Source organism: Pelagibacterium limicola, assembly GCF_015694405.1.
Classification (GTDB): domain Bacteria; phylum Pseudomonadota; class Alphaproteobacteria; order Rhizobiales; family Devosiaceae; genus Pelagibacterium; species Pelagibacterium limicola.
On record NZ_JADQDB010000004.1, the window covers coordinates 382153 to 403770 of the forward strand.

Here is a 21618-nt window from a genome sequence, read left to right on the forward strand (position 1 = left end):
CTTCTCACACGCTTGCTTGTTCGCGGCTGCGGGCGCGTCGATGAAGGAGCCCGCACGCAAGCGCGACTGTCAGGACATTGGCGACCACATCGGCAAACGCCAGTACGGCAAGGCTGGAAATCGCGACGGTAACACTGCTCAATGCCGTTCCAAGCGCGACGGAAAACAGCATGATGATGGCGGCCGAGCTATAGAGTCCGAGAGCATTCAGGCCCTGTATGAACGAAAGCGCGATGGCACCCGAGAGAACGGTCGGCCCAAATATCGCGACTGCGACACCAGCGCTGGCCGGCGCATCCTTGAGGACCAAGCCTGAGACAATACCTACCGTGCAGAGAAGTATCATTGAGATGGCTGCAGCCAGGGTTCCTTTCTGCTGGACCCTGAGAATTTCGCTTATCGGATGACCTGTTGCGGCGCCGAGCCTGGCAACCAGGTCGGGAAACTCGACACGGCGCATGAAGGCGATCAGCTGCGAAAATCCCGAGACAAGCTGTTTGGCATAGATGAGGATGGCAACCGCCACCTCGCCCAGAAACGCTGCGGCGAAAATGAGTTGAACGCGGAAATAAAGCTGGCCGGGCAGCGTGGACCACAACGCGCCGAACCCGCTTTGCCCTGCGCGCCAGATGTTAGTCCAATTGGGCCTTGCCCATTTTGGTCCCCGCCCGGTGACCTGGACAAAGGTGAATTGAATGGCGACGACGAGTGCAAACCCGACGCTCAGCGCGGCGCCCATGATCAGGCCGGCCGTTTCGGGTTCGCTGCCACTGGCAAGGACGATGCTCAGAGCCGCGAGAATATAGGGAGGAATGGCGGAGATGCCGCTGATCCCGCTCATGCGCCATCCGTCCAGAAGACCCGTCAAATTGAACGGCCATATCAGGATGAGCGGAAGCGCCGCCAGCAAATAGGCTTTCGTGAAAACGTCCGAGGAGATCGCGAAGGTCACGAGAGCGGCAGCGCCCACCACAAGGCCCACGAGCAGGCGGAACGCTGCCATCGACCAGTACGCGCCCCAGATTTCAGTGGCGGAACGCGGTTGAGAAGCGTGTTGCGCGGTTTCGCGTGCGAGGACAGTGACCCCGCCCCAGTCGATAACCAGCGCAGCCAATATCACGAAAGAAAAATGAATACCGAATGCAGAAAGCAGCGCGAGGTCCTGGCGCGCCACCAGCCATGTCTGGGCAAGAAATATGGCGCCTTGCCCGGTGGCAAAGCCCCCAAGCAGGAGAACCAGATTGGTGAATTTTCTTGCTCCGGTGGCCATCAACTTCCGTCTCTGACGATGTTTTGCGACCGTGCCGGCCGTGCAAAGGAGGAGGTAAACAGCCGGGCCTCTAGGCGGGACAAAATCTCCCGCGCGCCCCAACGCGCCTCTGCGCGCGCGCGCGCCGATGCTGCCAGTGATTGATAGGTCGGGGGTGCCGCGATCAGCATGGTAATCCCGGCGGCAAATGCCTCCACGTCTCCCGGCTTGGTCATGATCCCGCACCCCTCTACCTCATCGTAGAGCCCGGTGCCCTTCTCCGCCGTTGCCACGACGGGTCGACCCGAGGCGAGCATGTTGGTGAGTTTTGAGGGCAGCACGAGATCCGCTGCACCGGCCATTTGCGGCAGCAGGTGGATCGTGGCGAGACCCAGCAGATCGTTCAGCCGTTCCTTGGGCTGCAGGTTGTGGAACTGGATATTGTCGAGGTCCCCGGCCTGTGCCTCGAGGTTTGCCTTGTTGGGGCCTTCGCCGCAGACAATGAATGTCAGGTCCCGGCGATCCTTGAGCCGCCGCGCTGCCTCCACAACAATCTCGATTCCCTGCTTGTTGGCGATGTTGCCGGAATAAAGCGCCACATGGGGCGTCTCGACGTTCCACTCGGCCCGGAAGGAGGAGGACCGCTCCATCGGACGGATCGCGTCGATATCGGCCCAGTTGCGGAACTCGACGACCCGGTCGGGCTCGATACCCTTCTCGATGAGCTTGCGGCACATCTGCGGCGATATCGAGCTGACGGTATCGAAACTCTGAATCACCTGGCGCTCGAACCAGCGGGCCGCACGTGCAGGGCGGCCACCATCCGCAAGCAGCCCCGTGGCGAAGGCAGCCTCTACTTCGAAGTCCTGGATGTGGAGCCATGAACGCGCACCGCACAGGCCGGCGGCCAACCGGGCAATCGGCGCGGCGATCAGCGAGGGCGCGATCGTCATGACGACATCCGGGCTCCATGCCGCCGCGCGCCAGAGCATCGGGAAAAAACTGGTTATCGCAAAGATCGCATGATGGAGCAGCCGTCGTGTGCCCGAGGGGTTTTGCGGTATGTAGTGGGGAACGCGCGTCACATCGACGCCGTTTTCCTTCCCGCGCGAATAGGTGAACGCATTGTGTCCCTCGAGGATTTTCCAGCCCGGATAATAGGGGCGGCCAGCCACCACCTGGACCTCGTGTCCCGCCGCCGCCAAGGCTTCGGCCATGCCGGCCGTGTAGACGGCGATGCCCACGCGTTCGGGCGCATAATTGAGGCCGAGGATCAGAAGCTTCATCTTGCCGGATCCTTCGTCTCGTTTTCGAGAAACCAGCGATAGGTGCGCGCGATCCCGTCTTGGAGCCCGATCTTCGGCATCCAGCCCATGCCGCGTAGCCTGTCGCTGCTCATGAGTTTGCGCGACGTACCGTCGGGTTTGGTGAGGTCGTGTTCGATCACGCCGTCAAAGCCGACCACCCGGCACACGAGGCGGGCCAGATCGAGAATTGAGATGTCTTCTCCCGACCCCACATTGACGTGGCTTGTCTCGGAATACGACTTGAGCAGGAATACCAGCGCATCCGCGCAATCGTCGGCATGGAGAAATTCGCGCAAGGGCGCGCCCGTGCCCCAGATGGTGATCGCGGAAGCCCCCGATTGCTTCGCTTCGTGCACCTTGCGGATGAGGGCAGGGAGGACGTGCGAGGAGTTGAGGTCGAAATTGTCGCGGGGTCCATAAAGATTGGTCGGCATCGCCGAGATGTAGTCGCGCCCGAACTGCTTGCGATAGGCCTGAGCGAGCTTGATCCCTGCGATCTTGGCAATCGCATACCATTCGTTTGTCGGTTCGAGCGGGCCGGTCAGCAGGGCTTCTTCGGTGATGGGCTGAGGCACAAGTTTGGGATAGATGCAACTCGATCCGAGAAACAGCAGCCGATCCACATCATAGGCGTGCGCCGCCGCGAAGATATTGGTTTCGATCTGCAGGTTCTGCACGAGAAAGTCGACGGGATAGCTGTCATTGGCGAGAATGCCGCCCACCTTGGCCGCCGCCAGAACGATTGCATCGGGTCTGGCATCGCGGACAAAGGCTTCGACGTCGCTCTGACGCGTCAGGTCGACCTCGCCGCGGTCGACGGTGGCGATTTTGCAGGGCTCGCTCGCGAGCCGGCGCAGAACCGCGCTGCCGACCATGCCGCGATGACCAGCCACCCAGATGCGCTTGTCCCTGAGATCGAAGGCCATGGCTTAGCCTTCCATGCTCACGGGCATTTCGAGTCCGTTGGCTTTGAGCAGCGCGTAGCGCCTCGCCATCAGATGATCGGCTTCGATCATTTCGCGGCACATTTCCTGCGCGGTGATCTGCGGTTCCCAGCCGAGCTTTCGTTTGGCCTTTTCGGGATCGCCGAGCAGCGTTTCCACCTCCGATGGGCGGAAGTAGCGCGGATCGATGCGAACAATCGTGTCGCCGGTTCTCACGTTTGGCGCGAGGTCGCCATCGACCTTGGCGACGATGCCGATTTCATTGACCCCCGAGCCGCAAAACTCCAGCGTGATCCCGAGCTCTGCCGCTGCCCAGCCGATGAACGCGCGCACCGAATATTGATGCCCTGTCGCGATGACAAAATCTTCGGGCTCGGCCTGTTGCATCATCATCCACTGCATGCGGACATAGTCCTTGGCGTGCCCCCAATCGCGGAGCGCATCGATATTGCCCATGTAGAGACAGCACTCGAGCCCGAGCGCTATGTTGCACAGCCCGCGGGTAATCTTGCGCGTGACGAAGGTTTCTCCCCGGCGCGGGCTCTCGTGATTGAAGAGGATGCCGTTGCACGCGTAGAGCCCGTACGCCTCGCGATAATTGACGGTGATCCAGTAGGCATAGAGCTTGGCCACCGCGTAGGGCGACCTCGGGTAAAAAGGGGTGGTTTCGCGCTGCGGGGTTTCCTGGACCAGGCCGTAAAGCTCGGACGTCGAGGCTTGGTAAAACCGGGTCTTGCGTTCGAGCCCAAGGAAGCGGATCGCTTCCAGCAGGCGTAGGGCGCCGATCGCGTCCACATCTGCGGTATATTCGGGCGCCTCAAACGACACCGCGACATGGGATTGGGCACCGAGATTATAGATCTCGTCCGGCTCGATGTCGCGCACGAGCCGCGTGAGGTTTGAAGTGTCGGTCAGGTCGCCATAATGGAGCTTCATCGGAACGCGGCCGACGTGCGGGTCCTCATAGAGATGATCGATGCGCTGGGTGTTGAACAGCGAGGACCGGCGCTTGATGCCGTGGACCTCATAGCCTTTTTCGATCAGCAACTCGGCAAGATAGGAGCCGTCCTGCCCCGTGATGCCGGTAATCAGGGCTCTCTTGGTCGTCATTTCAATCCAACTCAAAAAACGAGAGAAACGCAGTTAAAATGGTCTAAAATATTGAATTTGCAGGCAGTTTATCTGCTATCTTCAGAATTTCGGTTGCAAAATCCTCATTGAGCGGCATCCATATGGAGGATTTGGTTTTGTGTCTGTGCGCCTTGTCCGATGGGTGTGTAGGCGATGCCGGCCTTTTCCATTTCGGTGGCGCGGTAGACATTGCGCAGGTCGACAAAGCAGGGGGTAGCCATCAGGGCCCGGATGCGCCCGAGGTCGAGAGATCGGAACTGGTTCCACTCGGTGACCAGCACCAGGCAATCGGCGTTGTTGGCCAGGTCATAGGCATCGGCGGCGCATTCGAGCCCTTCGATGAGGGATTTGGCCATGTCCATGCCTTCGGGGTCGTAGGCCCGGATTTCCGCGCCGGCGTCGCGCAGGGCCTGGATGATGGCGATGGAGGGGGCATCGCGCATGTCGTCGGTATTGGGCTTGAAGGTCAGGCCCAGAATGCCGATCCGCTTGCCGCGCACCGAGCCCCCGCAGGCCGCGATGACCTTGCGGCCCATGGCCCGCTTGCGGTTCTCGTTGACCGCCACGGTCGCCTCGATCAGCCGCAGCGGCGCGTCATATTCCTGGCCCGTCTTGACCAGGGCCAGCGTATCCTTGGGAAAGCAGCTTCCGCCATAGCCCGGGCCGGCATTGAGGAATTTGGGGCCGATGCGCTTGTCGAGCCCGATCCCGCGCGCCACCGCCTGTACGTCGCCCCCCGCCTTCTCGCACAGGTCGGCCATCTCGTTGATGAAGGTGATCTTCATGGCCAGGAAGGCATTGGCGGCGTATTTGATGAGTTCGGCGGTGCGGCGGCCGGTGAACATCAGGGGCGCCTGGTTGAGATAGAGCGGGCGGTAGACCTCTTCCATCACGGGGCGGGCCCGCTCGTCCTCGAGCCCCACAACGATGCGGTCGGGGCGCTTGAAGTCCTCGATCGCGGCGCCCTCGCGCAGGAATTCGGGGTTGGAGACGACGACGAAATCGGCATCGGGGTTGGTCTCGCCGATGATCCGCTCGACATCGTCCCCGCTTCCCACCGGCACGGTCGACTTGGTGACGATCACCGTGAACCCTTCGAGCGCGCGGGCGATATCGGCGGCCGCCGCATGGACATAGGAGAGGTCTGCATGTCCGTCCCCGCGCCGCGAGGGCGTGCCGACCGCGATGAAGACCACATCGGCCTTGCCCACCGCCGCCGCCAGATCGGTCGTGAAATCGAGCCGCCCCGCCTCCATGTTGGTGCGCACCAGTTCCTCGAGCCCGGGCTCGTAGATCGGCATTACCCCGTCCCGCAAGCGCTCCAGCTTGCCCGCGTCCACATCAACGCACGTCACCCAATGACCGAAATCGGCAAAACACGCCCCGCTCACCAGCCCAACATAGCCAGACCCTACCATCGCTATATGCATTCCTGAGCTCCTCGATCATCGATGATGAAAGGGCCAAGGGCCCGGCCTCCGGGGCCTCAGTCGGCTTGCCCGTTGATGACCTCTCGCCACAGCGTGAGCTGGATGATCTTGAGGTCGAGAGCGATGGAGTGATTGGCGGCATAGGCGAGATCGTGATCGATCCGCAAGCGGGCCAGCATTGCGTTCTTGGTCGGCCCGCGCAGGCCGTTGACCTGGGCCCAACCCGACAGGCCAGGCTTCACCCTGAGCCGCTCGGGGTAATAGGGCACCAGATCGTCGTATCGCTGTCCGCCGGCCAGCATGCCGGGAACATGGGGGCGCGGTCCGATGATGGACATCTCACCCTTGAGTACGTTGAAGAGCTGGGGAAGTTCATCGAGGCTCTTTTTGCGCAGCAGCCTGCCGATCGGCGTCACCCGGTCGTCATCGCGCTGCGTCTGGGCGATGCCACTTGCATCGCACCGGTCGGGATACATCGTGCGGAACTTGTAAATCGAGAAGATTTCGCCGTTGAGCCCTTCGCGCGCCTGCCTGAAGAATACAGGTCCCGGACTCGTGAACTTGATGGCCATGGCGATGAGGACGAAAACCGGCAGAAGCACGACAAGCGCACCGAACGAGAGCAGGATGTCCAGCCCGCGTTTGATGGCATCCGTCGACGGGCGGACGGCCGGGTCGACCGCCGGAACGCCATTTTCGAAGGTCAGCAGCAGGCCCGATACGTCCTGCACGATGACCCCCAGGCGCGCCCGCCTGCCGTAATGATAGGAAGGTTCGGGCTGGCGCGCGTCCAGCCCGGGGATTGACGGTTTTGCTTCTGCCGGAAGTTGTGTCGCCTGATAATCGATCAGGTCTATCGAGGTTCCCTCGGACATGCTTTTTGCCCTCCAGATCGGGCTAATTTTTTTAAAAAAGGTCACGGCTTAAAAAATGGGCGCCGTCGGCAATAAGACGCATTAATGCACAATCAAATTTGCTTTCCAACCATTTCTTTACGTCTGGTTAACCAACCAAGCGCTGCCCGGAATGCCGAACCCCCCGGTATCCGGGGGATCATCGCCTTCGCGCCATGCACCTGTTGCAGACCTGCAATGAGGTGCCGGCATGACCAGAATAACTTGGAAAAGTTGCTGCGCATCGGCATCGCGGGTGGATATATATTAAGGGGAATTTAATTTTTGACGCGCGTAATTGCTGGACGATTAGTGTAGGATCGCACGATGAGCATACTGATCTGCTTTTTGCTCGGCCTCGTTTCCGCCCGTTCGGGGGTGGCGCTGATCCTTGCCGCCGCGCTCCTCGCCGCGGTCCTCCCTGTCATGGCGCTGATCCTGGGGCTCCTGCCCGCCCTGATGGCCTTCATGGCGTTCAATATGGGCGTTGTCGGTAACCTCGTCGGGCTGCCTCAAATGCAGCGCATACGCTCGCGCTGAGGCGTTCGATTAAATCGCGGCCCTGACATTCGCCTCGCCGCACGTTCAACAACCAGCCAGATGCGAACGCTCGCCCCAAGAGGCGAGCGCTGGCGCATAGGTCAGCCGGCGGTTCTCTTTTAGTTCGGGCTGGCCGGCGTCGGAGCGCCGATAGCGGCGACCGGAAGGTCCTGTCCGTTCTGGATGGCCGTGGCCAGTGCGACGAGCTGGGCGGCTTGTGCCGGATCGCTCACCTGCTCGGCTATCGTATTGAGAGCCAGGGCGATAATCCCGCTCGGCGCGCCAGGCAGCAGGGAATCTTCGGCAAGGGCTGCGGCGAGCTGGCCCAGAAGCACATCGATGTCCGCGGCCGAGAGCCCCTGCGCGCGCAAAGAAGCTACGTAAGCGAGGATCGCTGCCGTGCATGCGGCCTGCTGCGCATCCGGTAGCGAGCAGACGGTGCGAATGCTCGAAAAGTCGGGCGCCGCTGCGACCTGGGTAGATGCGGGTGTGACGGAGGAAAGGGCTAAAACGGCAGCAATCGCCACCGGACCAAGGGCTTTAAACATGGCAAACACCAAAAAAGTTATAGTTAAATATTGGTTTATACTATTTGGTGGGGCAGCATCCTGTCAAGGAGATCGCCGGTAGCGCGCAGATGCCGTGCTCTATTTGCCGCGCGCAATTTATCTAAAATTGTCATCAAATAATGGACAAAATTTTGAAGGCGGCGATGGCAGGATTGCTTCCACGAACCGAACCCGTGGAGAAATCCGATGCGTATACCCGCCTTTGTTCTTGCTGCAGCTCTTACCTTGAGCCTGGCGCCGAGCGGCCTGGCGCTTGCTCCGTCCGCACTCGATCGTACAGGCCTTACCGGCCCAACCGCCCGCATCACCACGCTGGGGGCAACCACCGCTCCGGTCGGGCTACAGATTTTCTGCCTGCGGAGCCCGGCCCATTGCAAGGGCGGACCTGCCACCCAGGTCCAGCTCGACGCAGCGATGATGAACGCGCTCAATTCGGTCAACCGCTCGGTCAACTCCTCGATCCGCCCCGTGCTGCGTCCAACTCAGGTTTGGGAACTCGGCGCGCGCTCGGGCGATTGCAAGGACTACGCGATGAACAAGCGCGCACGGCTCATCGAGATGGGGGTTCCCGCCGGCGCCCTGCGCCTGGCAATCGGCTATACCTCGCGCGGGGAAGGCCATGCCGTGCTGGTGGTGCGCACCGATCAGGGCGACCTTGTACTCGATAACCTCACCGGCCAGATCAAGCCCTTCAACCAGACAGGCCATCGCCTGATCGCCATTTCCTCCCCGGACCTCCGGAAGTGGAATTCGGTGGCGTAATCAAGACGATACTTCCCCGGCATGCGGGGAACTGAAGCAATGACGCGCCGCGCCGGACTTTCCGCGCGGCGCGTCGGTTTATGAGCAAGGGGCCGGCTGGCTTCTCGCAGCCGGGCCGAAGTGCCGGTTACCCTTCGTAATAGCCGCCATAGGCCCGCCCATATCCGGCGCGCGTCTCCGCCTGCTGATTGAGCACGGTCAGGATGGGCGGGTTCCGCATGGATCCGCCGAGCCGTTCGAGCGCGGAGCGCACTTCGCTCTGCGCGGTCGAGGACCATTTGGCGATGAACAGGACGGCATCCGCATGGCGAGCAAGATAGATTGCGTCGACCACCGGAAGAACCGGCGGGGTGTCGAGGATGATGATGTCGAAATTGCTGGTGGCCGCTTCGATCAGATTGCCGAAGGTCACCCCCGTGACAAGCTGGTCGGTCGGAATGTCGGAACGCCGCGATCCAACGAGCACGCTCAGGCCGGTCTGGTCGTCGCGCATGATCAGCGAGCCGAGCGATTTTGGCTCGCTGCGCCCCGCGAGATACTCGAGCAAACCCACATTGGGATCGAAGGAGAGATGCTTGTGTACGGAGGGCCGGCGTAGGTCACAGTCGATGATCAGGGTTTTCTTGCCCGAAACGGCATAGGCGCGCGCCAGCGAAAGCGCGATGGTCGTCTTGCCCTCGCCGGAGACCGAGGAGGTGACCATCACCACCTTGCCGCTGCCCGCCCTGCTTGCCCGCATTTGCCCGGATTCCCGGCCTTCGCTGAGGTGCAGGTCGATTCCCGCGCGGATGCGCCGTATGGATTCGGCATATCGCGACAAGGGCGCGTCGACCATCAGCTTTGCCGCCGAGACTGTGTCGGCCGGAAGTTTCTGCAACGGCACTTCGCCCAGCGAAGGCTTGCGCGTTACGGTCGCGAGCTGGGTGTCCGAGAGGAAGCCGCCCACGAAATTCTCGTAAACAAAGGCCAGTCCAATGCCCAGGCCGAGTCCGCCCAGCCCTGCCAGCAGCAGGATCAGCCGCGTATTGGGAAAGCTCGGCTGGGCGGGCGGCATGGCACGCGAGACGATACGGCTGTCGGAAAGCTGGAGCTCGGCCTGCACCCGCAAATCGCTGCCGCGCGCCAGAAGGGTCTGGAGCTGGGCGCGGGCCAGGTCCGCCGATTGCTGCAGTTCGAAAAGCCCCGTCAACACATCGAGGGGTAGGTCGCTGGCCAGAAGGTCCGATCGCATCCGCTGGCGCATACCCCCGACCTCTTCGTCCAATTCGGCCACCTCGGCGCGGATCGAACGGATGTCTCGGTCCGCCTGTTGTTCGAGACTGCGCTCGATGGTCGCCAGCTCTTCACGCAGGTTGACCGCCGCGGGCGATCCGGCGTCTGCCGCGGACAGCGCCGCTGCCGTGGCTTCGCGCTGGCGTTCGAGTTCGGCCAGCGCATCGCTCTGCAGGGTGGAAACCACCTCTGCCCAATCGCGTTGCCGCAGCGCGGCGCCGCCGGCCACGACACGGTTTTGCAGAGCCTCGCGCTCAGTCGTCAGTGAATCCAGGCTGGAGCGCAACATCGCCACGCTCGAGCCCGGCTGGGCCGCCAACTGGTCGATATTGTCCGAAATGAACGCATCGAACCGTTCCTCGCTTTCAAGGACATTGGCCCTTGCTTGCGTCACGCGTGCTTCGAGAATCTGGCTTGCCGCCATCACGCCTTCGACCTTGGCGCGCAATTGAGCGCCGATATAGGCCTCGGCAATGGCATCGGCGAGAGCCGCCGCGCGGTCCGGGCTTTCGGACCGCACCTGGACCGAGATCAGATAGGTGAGGCCGCGGCGTTGGATGGTCGTCGCGCTTCTGAGCTTCCCCAGCACGCTCTGGACCGCAGCCTCGCCCGAGGGAAGCTGGCCCTCGCCGAGGCGCAGAAAGGCGAGAACATTGTCGCGCAGGCCCAGCTTGACGCCGAACTCGGGATCCATGATCAGTCCCAGCCGGTCGATCACGTCGATGAGAATGGTGTCGGACCGAAGGATTTCCACTTCACTGTCGACCCGGGCATTATCGGAGGCCGCGCTGGTGTTCTGCATGTCGGGATCGAGCAGGTTCTTGCGCGCCGTATCGATGAATATCAGCGTGGACGCGGTGAAGAGGGGCGTCAGCGCTATCGTCACGATACCTGCCAGCACCAACACGGCCACCAGGGTCACGATAATCAGCCGCAGCCTGCGCCGTAACAGCCCGATTATGCTCCGGATATTGAACTCGGACTCTTCCATCGCAATTCCATTATCTAAAAAAATCAAAAAATGCCGGGCACTCTAGCCCGAAAGCGTCACAGTTGTATTTCCATTATTTTGGGAGACCGCCCCTGCATGAGACGCACGGCTGCGAGTCGGCCGGAGGCGAAGGCCCCGAGATCAAGCCCGATGCGGCGTTTGCTGACGTGAACGGACGGGGCGATGGTATGACCGTGAACGACGGTAGCGCCGAAATCAAAGCCGCTCTCGAGAAAGAGGTCGCGTATCCAGCACAGGTCGTGATCGGTCTGGTCTTCTATCGCGACGCCCGGCCTGAGGCCGGCATGGGCGAACACATAGCCCGGAACCCGCAGCATGACGGGCAGTCCTGCAAGAAACGATATGTGCTCGATGGGAATGTAGTCGGCCAGAACGTTCTGCACGACCTCCCAGCGTGCCCTGACCGCGTCTTCTGAAATGCCATAGGAGGCGAGCGTTTCCGACCCCCCGAAACGCAGCCACCATGAAAAGCTCTCGGCATCGTCGAGCGCCTCGAACATCGCCTGCTCATGGTTGCCGCAAAGGCAGATACGGCGAAGCCCGTCGGCCATGGGCGAAATGAGATGGGCGAGGGTCTGGGCACTGGATGGCCCGCGGTCGATATAGTCTCCGAGCATGACGATCAGTGCCTGCCCGGAAATCGTGACCGCATCGGTGGCGATTTTCTCTTCCAGGCGCTTGAGCAGGTCGAGGCGCCCATGAACATCCCCCACTGCGTAGATAACGGCCGGAAATTCGGGCGTAGCAAGGCGTGGACGGCCCTGCCCAAGAGGACGTGCGGCGCCGCCGTTGCTCAACCGGCCGGCAAGAAAGCGCATCATTTATGCCCGCTCCTGGGGACGAAATTGCTTTCGCCCGCCAATCCGATGGCGAGTATCGCTACAAGGAAGAACGCATTGGCCTGCATTTCAAGAGAGAAATCGACGAGCGAGTGGAGCGCCGCGACGACGATGGCTCCCAGCGCGGCCAGAGGAAGGGTCCAATCCGTCTTGCGGAGGACGAAAAGCCGCGCGCATTTGAGCCCGATCCAGCCGATAGCCAACAAGGGAATGGAGCCGGCAATGAGCCCAAGTTCCACCCAAAGCGAAAGATAGGTCGAATGCGCCTTGTCCCAGACGCGATCGGGGCTGACGGGCAGGTCGCGGACAAGAGGAAACGCCAGCTCGAAGCTCCCCGCGCCAAATCCCAGCCACGGCCTTTGACCGATCAGCACCGCCACTTGCTCGTAGAGCGCCCGGCGCACGTCCAGGTCATGTTCGGTGCTGCCCAGTCGTTCGAGCGTTCCGCTGCCAAAAAGCATCGCGAGCCCCGCCACGGCAACGGCGCCAAGGCAGATTACGGCGAGCCCGAGTGCCGGGCGCTCCCGGCTCATTTTGACGCCCCCCGCCGCCAGCACGAATACGCTGCCCGTTAGCCCGGCAGCCAGACCCATGCGCGATTGCGAAAGCAGGAGTGCGGAAACGATGACGGCCATTCCCAGCCCGTAAAGGATAAGCGTGGAACCCCTGGGACTCCGGCCCTCGGCCAGTTTCCGGATTGAAAGAGCCGCGCCGATGACCAGCCCGAAGGCGAGGAACGTCGCATAGGAATTGCGGTTGACGAAGGTCGCGGTCGCCGAACCGTGATAGGCCCACTTCTCAAAAAACAGCAACGTATCGCCGAACTGGGTCAATGCCAGAACGCCATAGACTGCAAAGGCCACGACGATCGCGAAAAGCGCCTCGGCAACCGGAATGGCCCGCGAGCGGTTGCTCGTGACCTGCAACATCAGAAAAAAGAAGACGCCGAAGGTTGCGAACTGCACCAGCGCCAGGATCGTCATGCCCGGCGCGATGGAGATCTGGGAGGTCGTAAAGATATCGCCCCATCTGGTTTCCGCCCCGAACGCGCCGACTGGCAATAGCTGGACGACCATATAAAGGCACAGCGCGGTCCATAAGATCGTCAGGGCTGGCACGCGCAGGAGCGGGAAGCGGAACCGTTCCTCCATGCGCATCATGGCGATGGCGTAAACCAGAGCCAGGGCGCCGATGGCCATGGCGTTGATGGCCCAGAATATTGGCCTGTTGGCGGCAAGGGGAATGGGAAACAGAAACAGCATGGCAACCAGGGCGGCGGCCGTGCCCTTGTTGAGCCGCGATTGTCCGCTGCGGCCAGCCCGCATCCGGCTTGGTCCTGCCGGTGCGCGCGTGATCTCGAAACCGTCAAGGTCCAGTGCCATCACCCGCTCCTATCGCCGTGCCAGCAGCGCATTGGCTTCAGAGCGGACGGTCTGCACGAAACGCGCCTGGACGTCAGGCGGCAGGGTTTCGACGACATCGGTTACCCGGCTCCTGAAATCGGGACTCGCGACATACCGGTGCGCGATCGAGCGTATGCCGCGGCGGGACTGGACGAGCATTGCCAGATCCAGGCGGTGGACGGAGCCGATATAATCGCCCAGCAGTTCGGCGTTGTCCTCGGCGAGCGCCACGCGCAACTCGGCGATCCACTGCTCGTTTCGCGCGCCCTGGTGCGATAAAAGCAGCGCCTCTTCCGCCGCCTCGGCCCGGTAGAGCGCCAGCAGCGCCATTGCCGAAACATAGTGCGCATAGGAATAAGTGGGCATGAGCCGTGCGGTCTCGCCAGCCATGTCGAGGCACCGATGGGCGACGGCGGTTTTGAGGGCCGTGGGGCTGGCGAGAAAGGATACCCCCTGCATCCCACGGGCGCATGTATCGAGGAGGACACGGTTGCCTTCGAGCGAAAGCGCATGGGCTGGCGCTGCGTCGGCGTAAGCGGCCGCGTCGCGTAGGACCGCAAACGAAAACTGGTAGGGCGAGAGCTCCCGCGCCGTCAGCCACCATCCAGCAGCCGCAAGGGCAAGGGCAGCGATGCCCAGCATCAGGGCACTAGGGTACGTATGCATGAAAAGACTTGGTAAAATGAAGTAATCAATAAGCCCGCAGGTTGCGCGCATCAGGCCCCACGGTCAAGGTCCTCCTTGACGCAGGGTTAAAGGCTGGTCGCCGCTAGGCCCGGTCCCCGCGGATCACCATCAGCTCTCCGATATTCTCGGGCGTGATGTACCCCCTGAACGAGCCGTCCGCCGCGATCACGCCCACGGCGGGCGCGCTGGCCTTGCGCATCGCCTCGATGGCGAGATGCAGGCTCGAACCGGTCCGCACGACGGGAACATCGACGTGCATGATCGCCGAGACGGGGGCGCTGCGCTCCATCGAACCGAGCGCCTTGAACAATGCGGAACGGGTGACGAACCCGGCAAGATGCCCATTGGCGTCGAGCACGGGAAACTCCTCCTGCGTGGTCCTGACGACCGCATCCGCCGCATCATCGAGCGTTGACTGCGGCGAAAGGGTTTCGAACCGCGTGATGGTCGCATCGCGCGCCGCTAGCGCCCGAGCGGCTTCGATCATCGTGACCTCACTGCTTTCCGCCGTCGCCGCGAGATAGACGAAGACGGCGACGAAAACGAGCAGCGGGTTGCCCGCGACCAGCCCCAGGAGCCCGAAGAGAAAGGCAAACACCTGCCCCGCCACCGCCGCATACCGCGTGGCCCGCGCGCGGTTGAAGCGGAGCGCGAGCACGGCCCGCAACACCCGCCCGCCATCCATCGGGAAGGCCGGGAGCAGGTTAAAGAGGGCAAGGAACAGGTTGATGCTTGCGAGCCGCATCAGAAGATCGGTCTCGAAATCGACGACATTGGGTAGCGCCGCAGGATCGAGCCTTGCACCGAGAACGATCACGAGGGCGATGACGATAACAAGATTGACGACCGGGCCGGCGAGGGCGACCGCAATCTCCTGGCCGGGGTTCTCGGGCATTCTTTCCAGCCGCGCCAGCCCGCCGATGGGCAAGAGCGTAATATCGGGCGTCCTGATACCGAAACGCTGCGCCATCAGCACATGGCCGAATTCGTGGGCCACTACGCAGGCGAAAACGGCCAATATGAGTACGATCCCATCGATGGCCGCCGGAACCCCGCCCGCCAACCCCGCCGAAATGCCGATCCAGGCCAGCAGCAGGAAAAAGGTGACGTGGATGCGAACCTCAGTCCCGAACAGCGACCCTATGGGAAACGACCAACTCACGCGACTTGCCCTTTCCAGGGTACGAACGGCATGGCTACAGAGTGGTCGTAACCTGCCGGTATGTCAAAGGGGACTGCCTACCCCGCGATCCGCTGCCCCTCGTCGCCGAAAAGGTGTTGCTTGGACTTGTCGAAGGTCACGAACACCCGCGCACCGACAGCGTGGTAATGTTCGCCGAACAGGCGCGCGGTGAGCAGGCCGATCTTCTCGCTTTTGAGATAGAGGTTCGTGTCGGCCCCCAGCTGTTCGATGTGGACGACTTCACAGGCAAGATCGCCCGCAACCGCATCGATGCTCATGTGCTCGGGCCGGATGCCGAGTGTCTTGGCACCCGTGACGTGCAGCGCGTCGGCATCGAGGAAATTCATCTGCGGCGAACCGATGAACCCGGCGACGAACATGTTGGCAGGCTTGTTGTAGAGTTCCATCGGCGAGCCGATCTGCTCGATCCGTCCAGCGTTCATGACGACGATCCTGTCGGCCAGCGTCATTGCCTCGACCTGATCGTGGGTCACGTAGATCATCGTGGCCGACAGCTCCCGATGCAGCCTAGCGATTTCCAGCCGCGTGTTGACGCGCAGGGCCGCGTCGAGGTTCGAAAGCGGCTCGTCGAACAGGAACAGCTTGGGCTTGCGTACCAAGGCCCGCCCGATGGCCACGCGCTGGCGCTGGCCGCCTGAAAGCTCCGCCGGGCGCCGCTCGAGCAGGGGATCGAGCGAGAGCATTTTTGAGGCCGTGGCAACGCGCTCGGCAATCTCCGATTGTGCGCTGCCGGCCTGTTTAAGCCCCAGGCTCATATTCCCTTTGACCGTCAGGTGCGGATAGAGCGCGTAGGTCTGGAACACCATCGCGATCCCCCGCTTGGCCGGGGGCAGGGTATCGACCCGCTCGCCGCCGATCTCGACCGCGCCGGAGGTGGCGTCTTCGAGTCCGGCGATGATGCGCAGAAGCGTCGATTTCCCGCACCCCGACGGCCCGACGAAGATCACGAATTCCCCATCTTCGACCGTAAGGTCGATGCCGTGCAGCACATCGAACGGGCCGAAGGATTTTTTGATCGAAGAGAGCTTTAGCGCTTCCATTTGTTGTCCTTCTAGAGATCCACCGGCTTGCCGGTGCGCACGGATTCATCGGCGGCAAGGCAGATGCGCAGCGACTGGATGGCGTCCTGCATGTGCCGGGAGAGGTCAATGTCTTCGGTGATGGCCCTGTACATATAAGCCTGCTCGGAGGCGCAAAGCGCATCGTGCCCCGGCTCGCCCTCCATCGAAAGCATCTCGTCCTCGTGGATGAATTCGCCTTTGCCGTCGAGACCGGCGCGGTGGACGCGGATGCGTGCCGTCTTGGTATGGGTTTCGTGGTCCGAGGATTTCGCACCCTCGTCCATGACGATCGAAACCGCGCCATTCGGCGACATGATGTCTTTGATAAAGAACGCGGTTTCGGAAATCATCGGCCCCCAGGCCGCCTCGTACCAGCCCACCGAGCCATCATCGAACAGCACCTGGAGGTGGCCGTAATTGTACATGTCGGGCGCGATCTCGTCCGAAAGCCGCACACCCATGCCGCGCACCTGAACGGGTTTCGCATCGGTGATCTGACACATCACGTCCACATAATGTACGCCACAATCGACAATGGGCGAAGTGGTTTGCATCAGCGTCTTGTGCGTTTCCCAGAACCGCCCGGCCGATTGCTGGTTGAGGTTCATGCGGAAGACGTATGGCCCACCGAGCTTGCGCGCTTCCGCGATGAACCGCACCCAGGACGGGTGATGCCGGAGGATGTAGCCAACCACCAGCTTGCGATTGAGCGCCCTTGCCGTTTCGACAACCCGTTCCGCGTCCACCACCGTCGTCGCCAGCGGCTTTTCGATGAACACGTGCGCGCCCTGTTTCATCGCGGCGATGGCATAGTCTGCATGGGTGTCCGAATAGGTGTTGATCGAAGCGAGGTCGGGCTTGGTCTCGGCGAGGGCAGTCCGGAAGTCGGTCCAGTGCGGGTAGGTCTCGAGCCCCTCCGGCACCGGAGATGTGCCGCGCGAGACCAGCCCCACGATCTCGTATCCGGGATGGTTGTGATAGGCGAGCGCGTGGGCACGGCCCATATTGCCCAGCCCGGCAACGAGCACGCGGATAGGTTTCTCGTTCATTTTACGGCCCCTGCGGTAATGCCGCGGATCAACTGCCGCGAGAATATGAGATAGAGCACCAGCACCGGAATGATCGCGAGCGTCAGCGCGGCGAGCACCGCGTTCCAGTTGGTGACGAACTGCCCGATGAAGACCTGCGCCCCCAGGGTGACGGTCTTGGTCGATTCAGCGGGCGCGAGGATCAGCGGGAACCACAGATCGTTCCAGATCGGGATCATCGTGAACACCGCAACCGTCGCCATGGCGGGGCGTACCAGCGGGAGGACGAGCGTGAAGAAGATGCGGTATTCGGAGAGTCCGTCGACGCGCCCGGCATTCTTCAGATCATCCGAAACCGTGCGCATGAATTCCGAGAGAATGAAGATCGCCAGCGGCAGACCTTGCGCGGTGTAGACGAGGATCAGGGCGGTCAGCGTGTTGACGAGCCCCGTGGCGACCATCAATTGCAGGATGGCCACCGTACCCAGCCGGATCGGGATCATGATCCCGAGCGCCAGATAAAGCCCCATCAGCAGGTTACCCCTGAACTTGTATTCAGAGAGCGCGAAGGCGGCCATGGCGCCGAACAGCAGTACACAGAACAGCGAGACGAGGGTAACAATGAACGAATTCTGGAAGTAGAGCAGGAAATTGCCCTGGCTCATCACCGTCTCGAAGCCGATCGTCGAGAAGGTTTCGGGGCCGGGCAGCGCCAGCGGCGAATTGAAGATTGCCCGCCGCTCCTTGAAGGCGTTGATGACGATGACGAACACCGGAAACAGTGCGATCAGCGTATACGCCAGAAGGACAGCGTGCGCGGCGGCGGCGCGGGGCAGGGAGGCGCGTGCGGTTTGCATCAGAACTGGTACCTCCGCAGGCGGGTCTGGATGAGGAAGAGGTAGATCGAGACGCCGATGAGGATGATGAAGAACATCACTGAGGCGATTGTCGCGCCCATGTTCGGATCGCCAAGCTGGAGCTGGAACCCAAAGAAGGTGCGGTAAAGGAAGGTGCCGAGCAGGTCGGTGCCATAGTTGGGGCCCGCCTGCGCGCCTTGGGAAACGTAGACGAGGTCGAAGGCGTTGAAATTGCCCACGAACGTCAGGATCGAGATGATGCCGATGGTGGGCAGGACCAGGGGCAGCTGGATCTTCCAGAACTGGCTCCATCCGGTGATCCCGTCGCATTCCGCGGCCTCGATCACCTCGTCGGGGATCGAGAGCAGCGCGGCGTAGATCAGCATCATGGGAATGCCCACGAACTGCCAGACCGAGATCAGCGCCAGTGTCGTCAATGCGGTCGTTTCCTGCCCCAGCCACGGCCCGAACAGGAATCTGAGCCCGACCATGTCGAGCATCGAGGGCGCAATGCCCCAGAGCGGAGAGAGGATCAGCTTCCAGACAAACCCCACGATCACGAAGGACAGGATCGTCGGGATGAAGATCGCCGTGCGGTAGAACCCACGAAACCGCAGCCGTGGATTGGAAAGGATCGCGGCGAGCAGGATGCCGATGGGGTTCTGCACCAGCATATGCACGATGAAGAACCAGGTGTTGTTCCAGAGCGCGTTCCAGAAACTCGCCGACCAGCGCGGATCGCCGAACAGCGTCGTGAAATTGCGCAGGCCCACGAACACCTGCTGGCCTTCGACGCGGGTAAACAGCGACTGGAACAGCGTCGCAAACAGGGGAAAAATCATGATCGCGGTATAGACCAGCACCGCCGGTGCTAGAAAAACCGCAATATGCCAGCGCCTCGCGCGCTTCGGGCCCGGATCCATAGCCGTCACGGCTGTCCCCCTCGTTTGAAATCAGAATGGTCCCGAGGACTCCCTCCCCGCGAAGGGGAGGGAGCGGGAGGGGCGAACTTTATCAGTTCGCCGGGGTGTACCAGCTCTCGAGGCCGGACTGGAGGCGGGCCGCTGCATCTTCGGGCGTTTCGGTGCCGTTGATGACGTTAGCCGAGGCGTTCCAGGTCTCGTTTTCGAGGTTGGGCGTGCCGCGCGAGAGGATCGCGTAGGTCGAGCGGATGGTGGATTCACAATCCTCGCGCCAGGAGACGAAGTCCTGCGCCAGGGCGTTTTCCATCTCGACCGGCTCGTTCGAGAGTGCAAAGAAGCCCGGTAGCGCATTGGCATAGAGCGAGGCGAATTCGCTCGAAGCCACCCAGTTGAGGAAGGTGCGCGCCGCATCGGCATTGGGCGTTGCAGCGTTCATGCCGATGGCGATGTCGTTGTGGTCCGAGATGTAGCAGGTGTCACCCGCATTGCGGACCGGGGGCGGGAAGGCGCCCATGGCGAAATCGGCCTGTTCTTCGAACAGCGCGATTTCCCACGAACCCGCAGGGTAGATCGCGGCGCGGCCGAGCGTAAAGAGGTTCTGGCTGTCCGGGTAGGTCTGTGCCTGGAACCCGTCGCCCAGATATTCGCCCCAGCGGGCAAGGACGCGGTAAGGCTCGACCCAGCCCTCATCGGTCAGCGTCTGTTCGCCACGGATCAGCGCCAGCCGGCCTTCTTCACCCTTCCAGAAATTGGGCCCGATGTTCTGGTAGCCCATTGTGGCGGCTTCCCACTGGTCCACGGTGCCCATCGCCATGGGGATGTAGGAACCATCTTCCTTGATCGCGTCGAGAACGGCGAAGAATTCGTCCTCGGTCGCAGGCACTTCAAGCCCCAGTTCCGCGAAAGCATCCTTGTTGTAGATGAAGCCGTGGATCACCGAGGCCATCGGCACGCAGAAGGGGTTGGCGCCATCGTCCGTGTTCCATGCCGATTTCGCGACGTCGGAAAAATTGCCCATGCCTTCGAGATCGGCGAGCGATGCCAGATAGCCGTCATTGTAGAGCGCGAGCGAAGCGTCGAACGGACGGCAGGTGATGAGATCGCCCGCTGAGCCCGCTTCGAGCTTGGCATTGAGCGCGGCGTTGTATTCGGTCGGTGCCGAAGGGGCGAAAACCACGCGGATGCCGGGATTGGCGGCCTCGAAAGCCGGGATCAGCGTGTTCTGCCAGATCGACAGGTCGTCGTTGCGCCAGCTCTCGATGGTCAGCGTTACGTCCTGCGCCATGAGCGGGGCGGCGGCAAGGCCCAGAACGAGCGCCGCGCTGGCGCTCATGAGCTGTGTTTTGGTCGGGTAGGTCATGATGGTCCTCTCTTTTCTTGCGCTTCATGCGGCCCCGGAGCATCCGGCACCCACATGATCCCTTTTGGCCGTCAGGTTGAGCCGGAAAGCCTTTCCAATGCTGTCCTGACAACCCCGCCGGAGGCGTCGAGCAATGCCTCGGCTTCCGGCAGGTTTCTTGCGCCCGCCGCCAGAAGGATGGCGGGCTTGACTGAATTGTTGGCGGCTTGCATGGCCCGGCCCGCGCGTTCCGCGTCGCACCCGGCGACGCGCGAGACGATGCCCGTGGCACGCTTGACGAGCTTGGCGTTGTCCGCCGTGACGTTGACCATGTAGTTATCGTGGACGTGACCGAGCCGGATCCCCAGGAGGGTCGAGATCATGTTGAGCGCGGCCTTCTGCGCCGTGCCCGCGCCAAGCCGGGTCGAGCCTGAAATCACCTCCGGCCCGCTATCGAGATGGACCGCGATATCGGCCTCGCTCAGAAGCGGCGCGCCTGCATTGCCCGCAATGCCCACCGTCTTCGCGCCAGCCGCGCGTGCCGCCCTGAGCCCGCCCACCGTATAGGGCGTGGTGCCGCTGGCCGATACGCAGATCGCGCAATCGTTCGGGCCGATTGCGGTGGTTGCAACGTCTGCTCGCGCCTGCTCGGCGTCGTCTTCGGGGCCGCCGGCGAATTCACGGATAAGGGCGTCCCCGCCCGCGAGAACGAGAACGATCTTTTCGCGCGCGACGCCGTAGGTCTGGGGAATTTCAAGCGCGTCGGTCATCGCAAGGAGCGCCGGGCTGCCGGCAGCGATATAGACCAGCCGCCCGCCCGAACGCAGCGCGTCTGCTGCGGCGTTGGCGGCAAGGGCGAGGGCAGGGATTGCGGCTTGGACGCTGTCGAGGGCGCGGCGCTGCCCATCGAGCAGCGCGGCAAGCACATCCTCATCGGCCCAGCGGTCAAGACCGGCATAACGGGCATCGGCGATTTCGGTGGCCGGCACAGCGTTCATTGCAGCGGCACGTTGCAGGCCGAGCCAGCGCAACGTCTCCCCTTCGATGCCGTTCTGCAATCCCTCATCATGCAGTCCTCCTGTCGGCACCTATAATGCCAAAAAAATACCAATTGTCCAGAGAGGGTTACCGGATTGTTGAAAGTGTCGGCTTTGGCAGGCGTTATCCA

Annotated in this window: 20 protein-coding genes; 2 read left to right on the plus strand and 18 right to left on the minus strand. The window is 62.1% G+C overall.

Annotation, left to right across the window (positions count from 1 at the left end; genetic code table 11):
• Positions 1-4: 4 nt before the first annotated feature.
• The 6 genes from I2G20_RS10725 to I2G20_RS10750 all read right to left on the minus strand — a co-directional run bounded on the left by I2G20_RS10725 (position 5) and on the right by I2G20_RS10750 (position 6936).
• Entirely contained in the window at positions 5-1270 is a 1266-nt protein-coding gene (locus tag I2G20_RS10725) for a hypothetical protein (protein WP_196259689.1), read from the minus strand.
• A complete protein-coding gene (locus tag I2G20_RS10730; RefSeq protein ID WP_196259690.1) occupies positions 1270-2535 on the minus strand; it encodes a WcaI family glycosyltransferase in 1266 nt (421 codons plus the stop codon). The genes I2G20_RS10725 and I2G20_RS10730 overlap by 1 nt, the downstream gene beginning before the upstream one ends.
• Positions 2532-3482, minus strand: a complete 951-nt coding sequence (fcl, locus tag I2G20_RS10735) for a GDP-L-fucose synthase (protein WP_196259691.1) — start codon at positions 3480-3482, stop codon at positions 2532-2534. Before fcl ends, I2G20_RS10730 begins: the two co-directional genes overlap by 4 nt.
• Before the next feature lie 3 nt (positions 3483-3485).
• The gene (gene gmd / locus I2G20_RS10740) at positions 3486-4610 is read right to left on the minus strand and encodes a GDP-mannose 4,6-dehydratase (RefSeq protein ID WP_196259692.1); all 1125 of its coding nucleotides are present in this window, start codon (positions 4608-4610) and stop codon (positions 3486-3488) included.
• A 104-nt stretch (positions 4611-4714) separates the two neighbouring features.
• Positions 4715-6061, minus strand: coding sequence for a UDP-glucose dehydrogenase family protein (locus I2G20_RS10745; protein ID WP_196259682.1), 1347 nt, complete (start codon positions 6059-6061; stop codon positions 4715-4717).
• A 56-nt stretch (positions 6062-6117) separates the two neighbouring features.
• A complete protein-coding gene (locus I2G20_RS10750; RefSeq protein WP_196259693.1) occupies positions 6118-6936 on the minus strand; it encodes a sugar transferase in 819 nt (272 codons plus the stop codon).
• Between the two features lie 345 nt (positions 6937-7281).
• Between I2G20_RS10750 and I2G20_RS10755 the strand changes: the two genes are divergently transcribed.
• Entirely contained in the window at positions 7282-7494 is a 213-nt protein-coding gene (locus I2G20_RS10755; RefSeq protein ID WP_196259694.1) for a hypothetical protein, read from the plus strand.
• A gap of 119 nt (positions 7495-7613) precedes the next feature.
• Here I2G20_RS10755 and I2G20_RS10760 read toward each other — a convergent pair whose 3' ends face one another.
• Entirely contained in the window at positions 7614-8042 is a 429-nt protein-coding gene (locus I2G20_RS10760) for a hypothetical protein (protein WP_196259695.1), read from the minus strand.
• A gap of 207 nt (positions 8043-8249) precedes the next feature.
• Here I2G20_RS10760 and I2G20_RS10765 point away from each other — a divergent pair, with 207 nt between their 5' ends.
• Positions 8250-8825, plus strand: a complete 576-nt coding sequence (locus I2G20_RS10765; RefSeq protein WP_196259696.1) for a transglutaminase-like cysteine peptidase — start codon at positions 8250-8252, stop codon at positions 8823-8825.
• A gap of 127 nt (positions 8826-8952) precedes the next feature.
• Here the strand turns inward: I2G20_RS10765 and I2G20_RS10770 are convergent, their stop codons facing one another.
• From I2G20_RS10770 to I2G20_RS10820, 11 genes are all read right to left on the minus strand, one after another.
• Complete coding sequence (locus I2G20_RS10770) at positions 8953-11088, minus strand: polysaccharide biosynthesis tyrosine autokinase (RefSeq protein ID WP_196259697.1); 2136 nt, start codon at positions 11086-11088, stop codon at positions 8953-8955.
• A gap of 56 nt (positions 11089-11144) precedes the next feature.
• A complete protein-coding gene (locus I2G20_RS10775) occupies positions 11145-11930 on the minus strand; it encodes a metallophosphoesterase (protein WP_196259698.1) in 786 nt (261 codons plus the stop codon).
• Positions 11927-13330 (minus strand): O-antigen ligase family protein, encoded by a 1404-nt coding sequence (locus I2G20_RS10780; protein WP_196259699.1) that lies wholly within the window; start codon positions 13328-13330, stop codon positions 11927-11929. Before I2G20_RS10780 ends, I2G20_RS10775 begins: the two co-directional genes overlap by 4 nt.
• 9 nt (positions 13331-13339) lie before the next feature.
• On the minus strand, positions 13340-14017 hold the full coding sequence (locus I2G20_RS10785; RefSeq protein ID WP_196259700.1) for a hypothetical protein: 678 nt from the start codon (positions 14015-14017) through the stop codon (positions 13340-13342).
• Positions 14018-14120: 103 nt separating this feature from the next.
• Complete coding sequence (locus I2G20_RS10790) at positions 14121-15200, minus strand: site-2 protease family protein (RefSeq protein ID WP_196259701.1); 1080 nt, start codon at positions 15198-15200, stop codon at positions 14121-14123.
• Between the two features lie 77 nt (positions 15201-15277).
• Positions 15278-16282, minus strand: coding sequence for an ABC transporter ATP-binding protein (locus tag I2G20_RS10795; protein WP_196259702.1), 1005 nt, complete (start codon positions 16280-16282; stop codon positions 15278-15280).
• Between the two features lie 11 nt (positions 16283-16293).
• On the minus strand, positions 16294-17352 hold the full coding sequence (locus tag I2G20_RS10800) for a Gfo/Idh/MocA family protein (RefSeq protein WP_196259703.1): 1059 nt from the start codon (positions 17350-17352) through the stop codon (positions 16294-16296).
• The gene (locus tag I2G20_RS10805; RefSeq protein ID WP_196259704.1) at positions 17349-18188 is read right to left on the minus strand and encodes a carbohydrate ABC transporter permease; all 840 of its coding nucleotides are present in this window, start codon (positions 18186-18188) and stop codon (positions 17349-17351) included. Before I2G20_RS10805 ends, I2G20_RS10800 begins: the two co-directional genes overlap by 4 nt.
• Entirely contained in the window at positions 18188-19111 is a 924-nt protein-coding gene (locus tag I2G20_RS10810; RefSeq protein ID WP_196259747.1) for a carbohydrate ABC transporter permease, read from the minus strand. Before I2G20_RS10810 ends, I2G20_RS10805 begins: the two co-directional genes overlap by 1 nt.
• Positions 19112-19202: 91 nt before the next feature.
• A complete protein-coding gene (locus I2G20_RS10815) occupies positions 19203-20471 on the minus strand; it encodes an ABC transporter substrate-binding protein (RefSeq protein WP_196259705.1) in 1269 nt (422 codons plus the stop codon).
• Between the two features lie 71 nt (positions 20472-20542).
• The gene (locus tag I2G20_RS10820) at positions 20543-21538 is read right to left on the minus strand and encodes an N-acetylmuramic acid 6-phosphate etherase (protein WP_343070328.1); all 996 of its coding nucleotides are present in this window, start codon (positions 21536-21538) and stop codon (positions 20543-20545) included.
• Between the last annotated feature and the right edge of the window lie 80 nt (positions 21539-21618).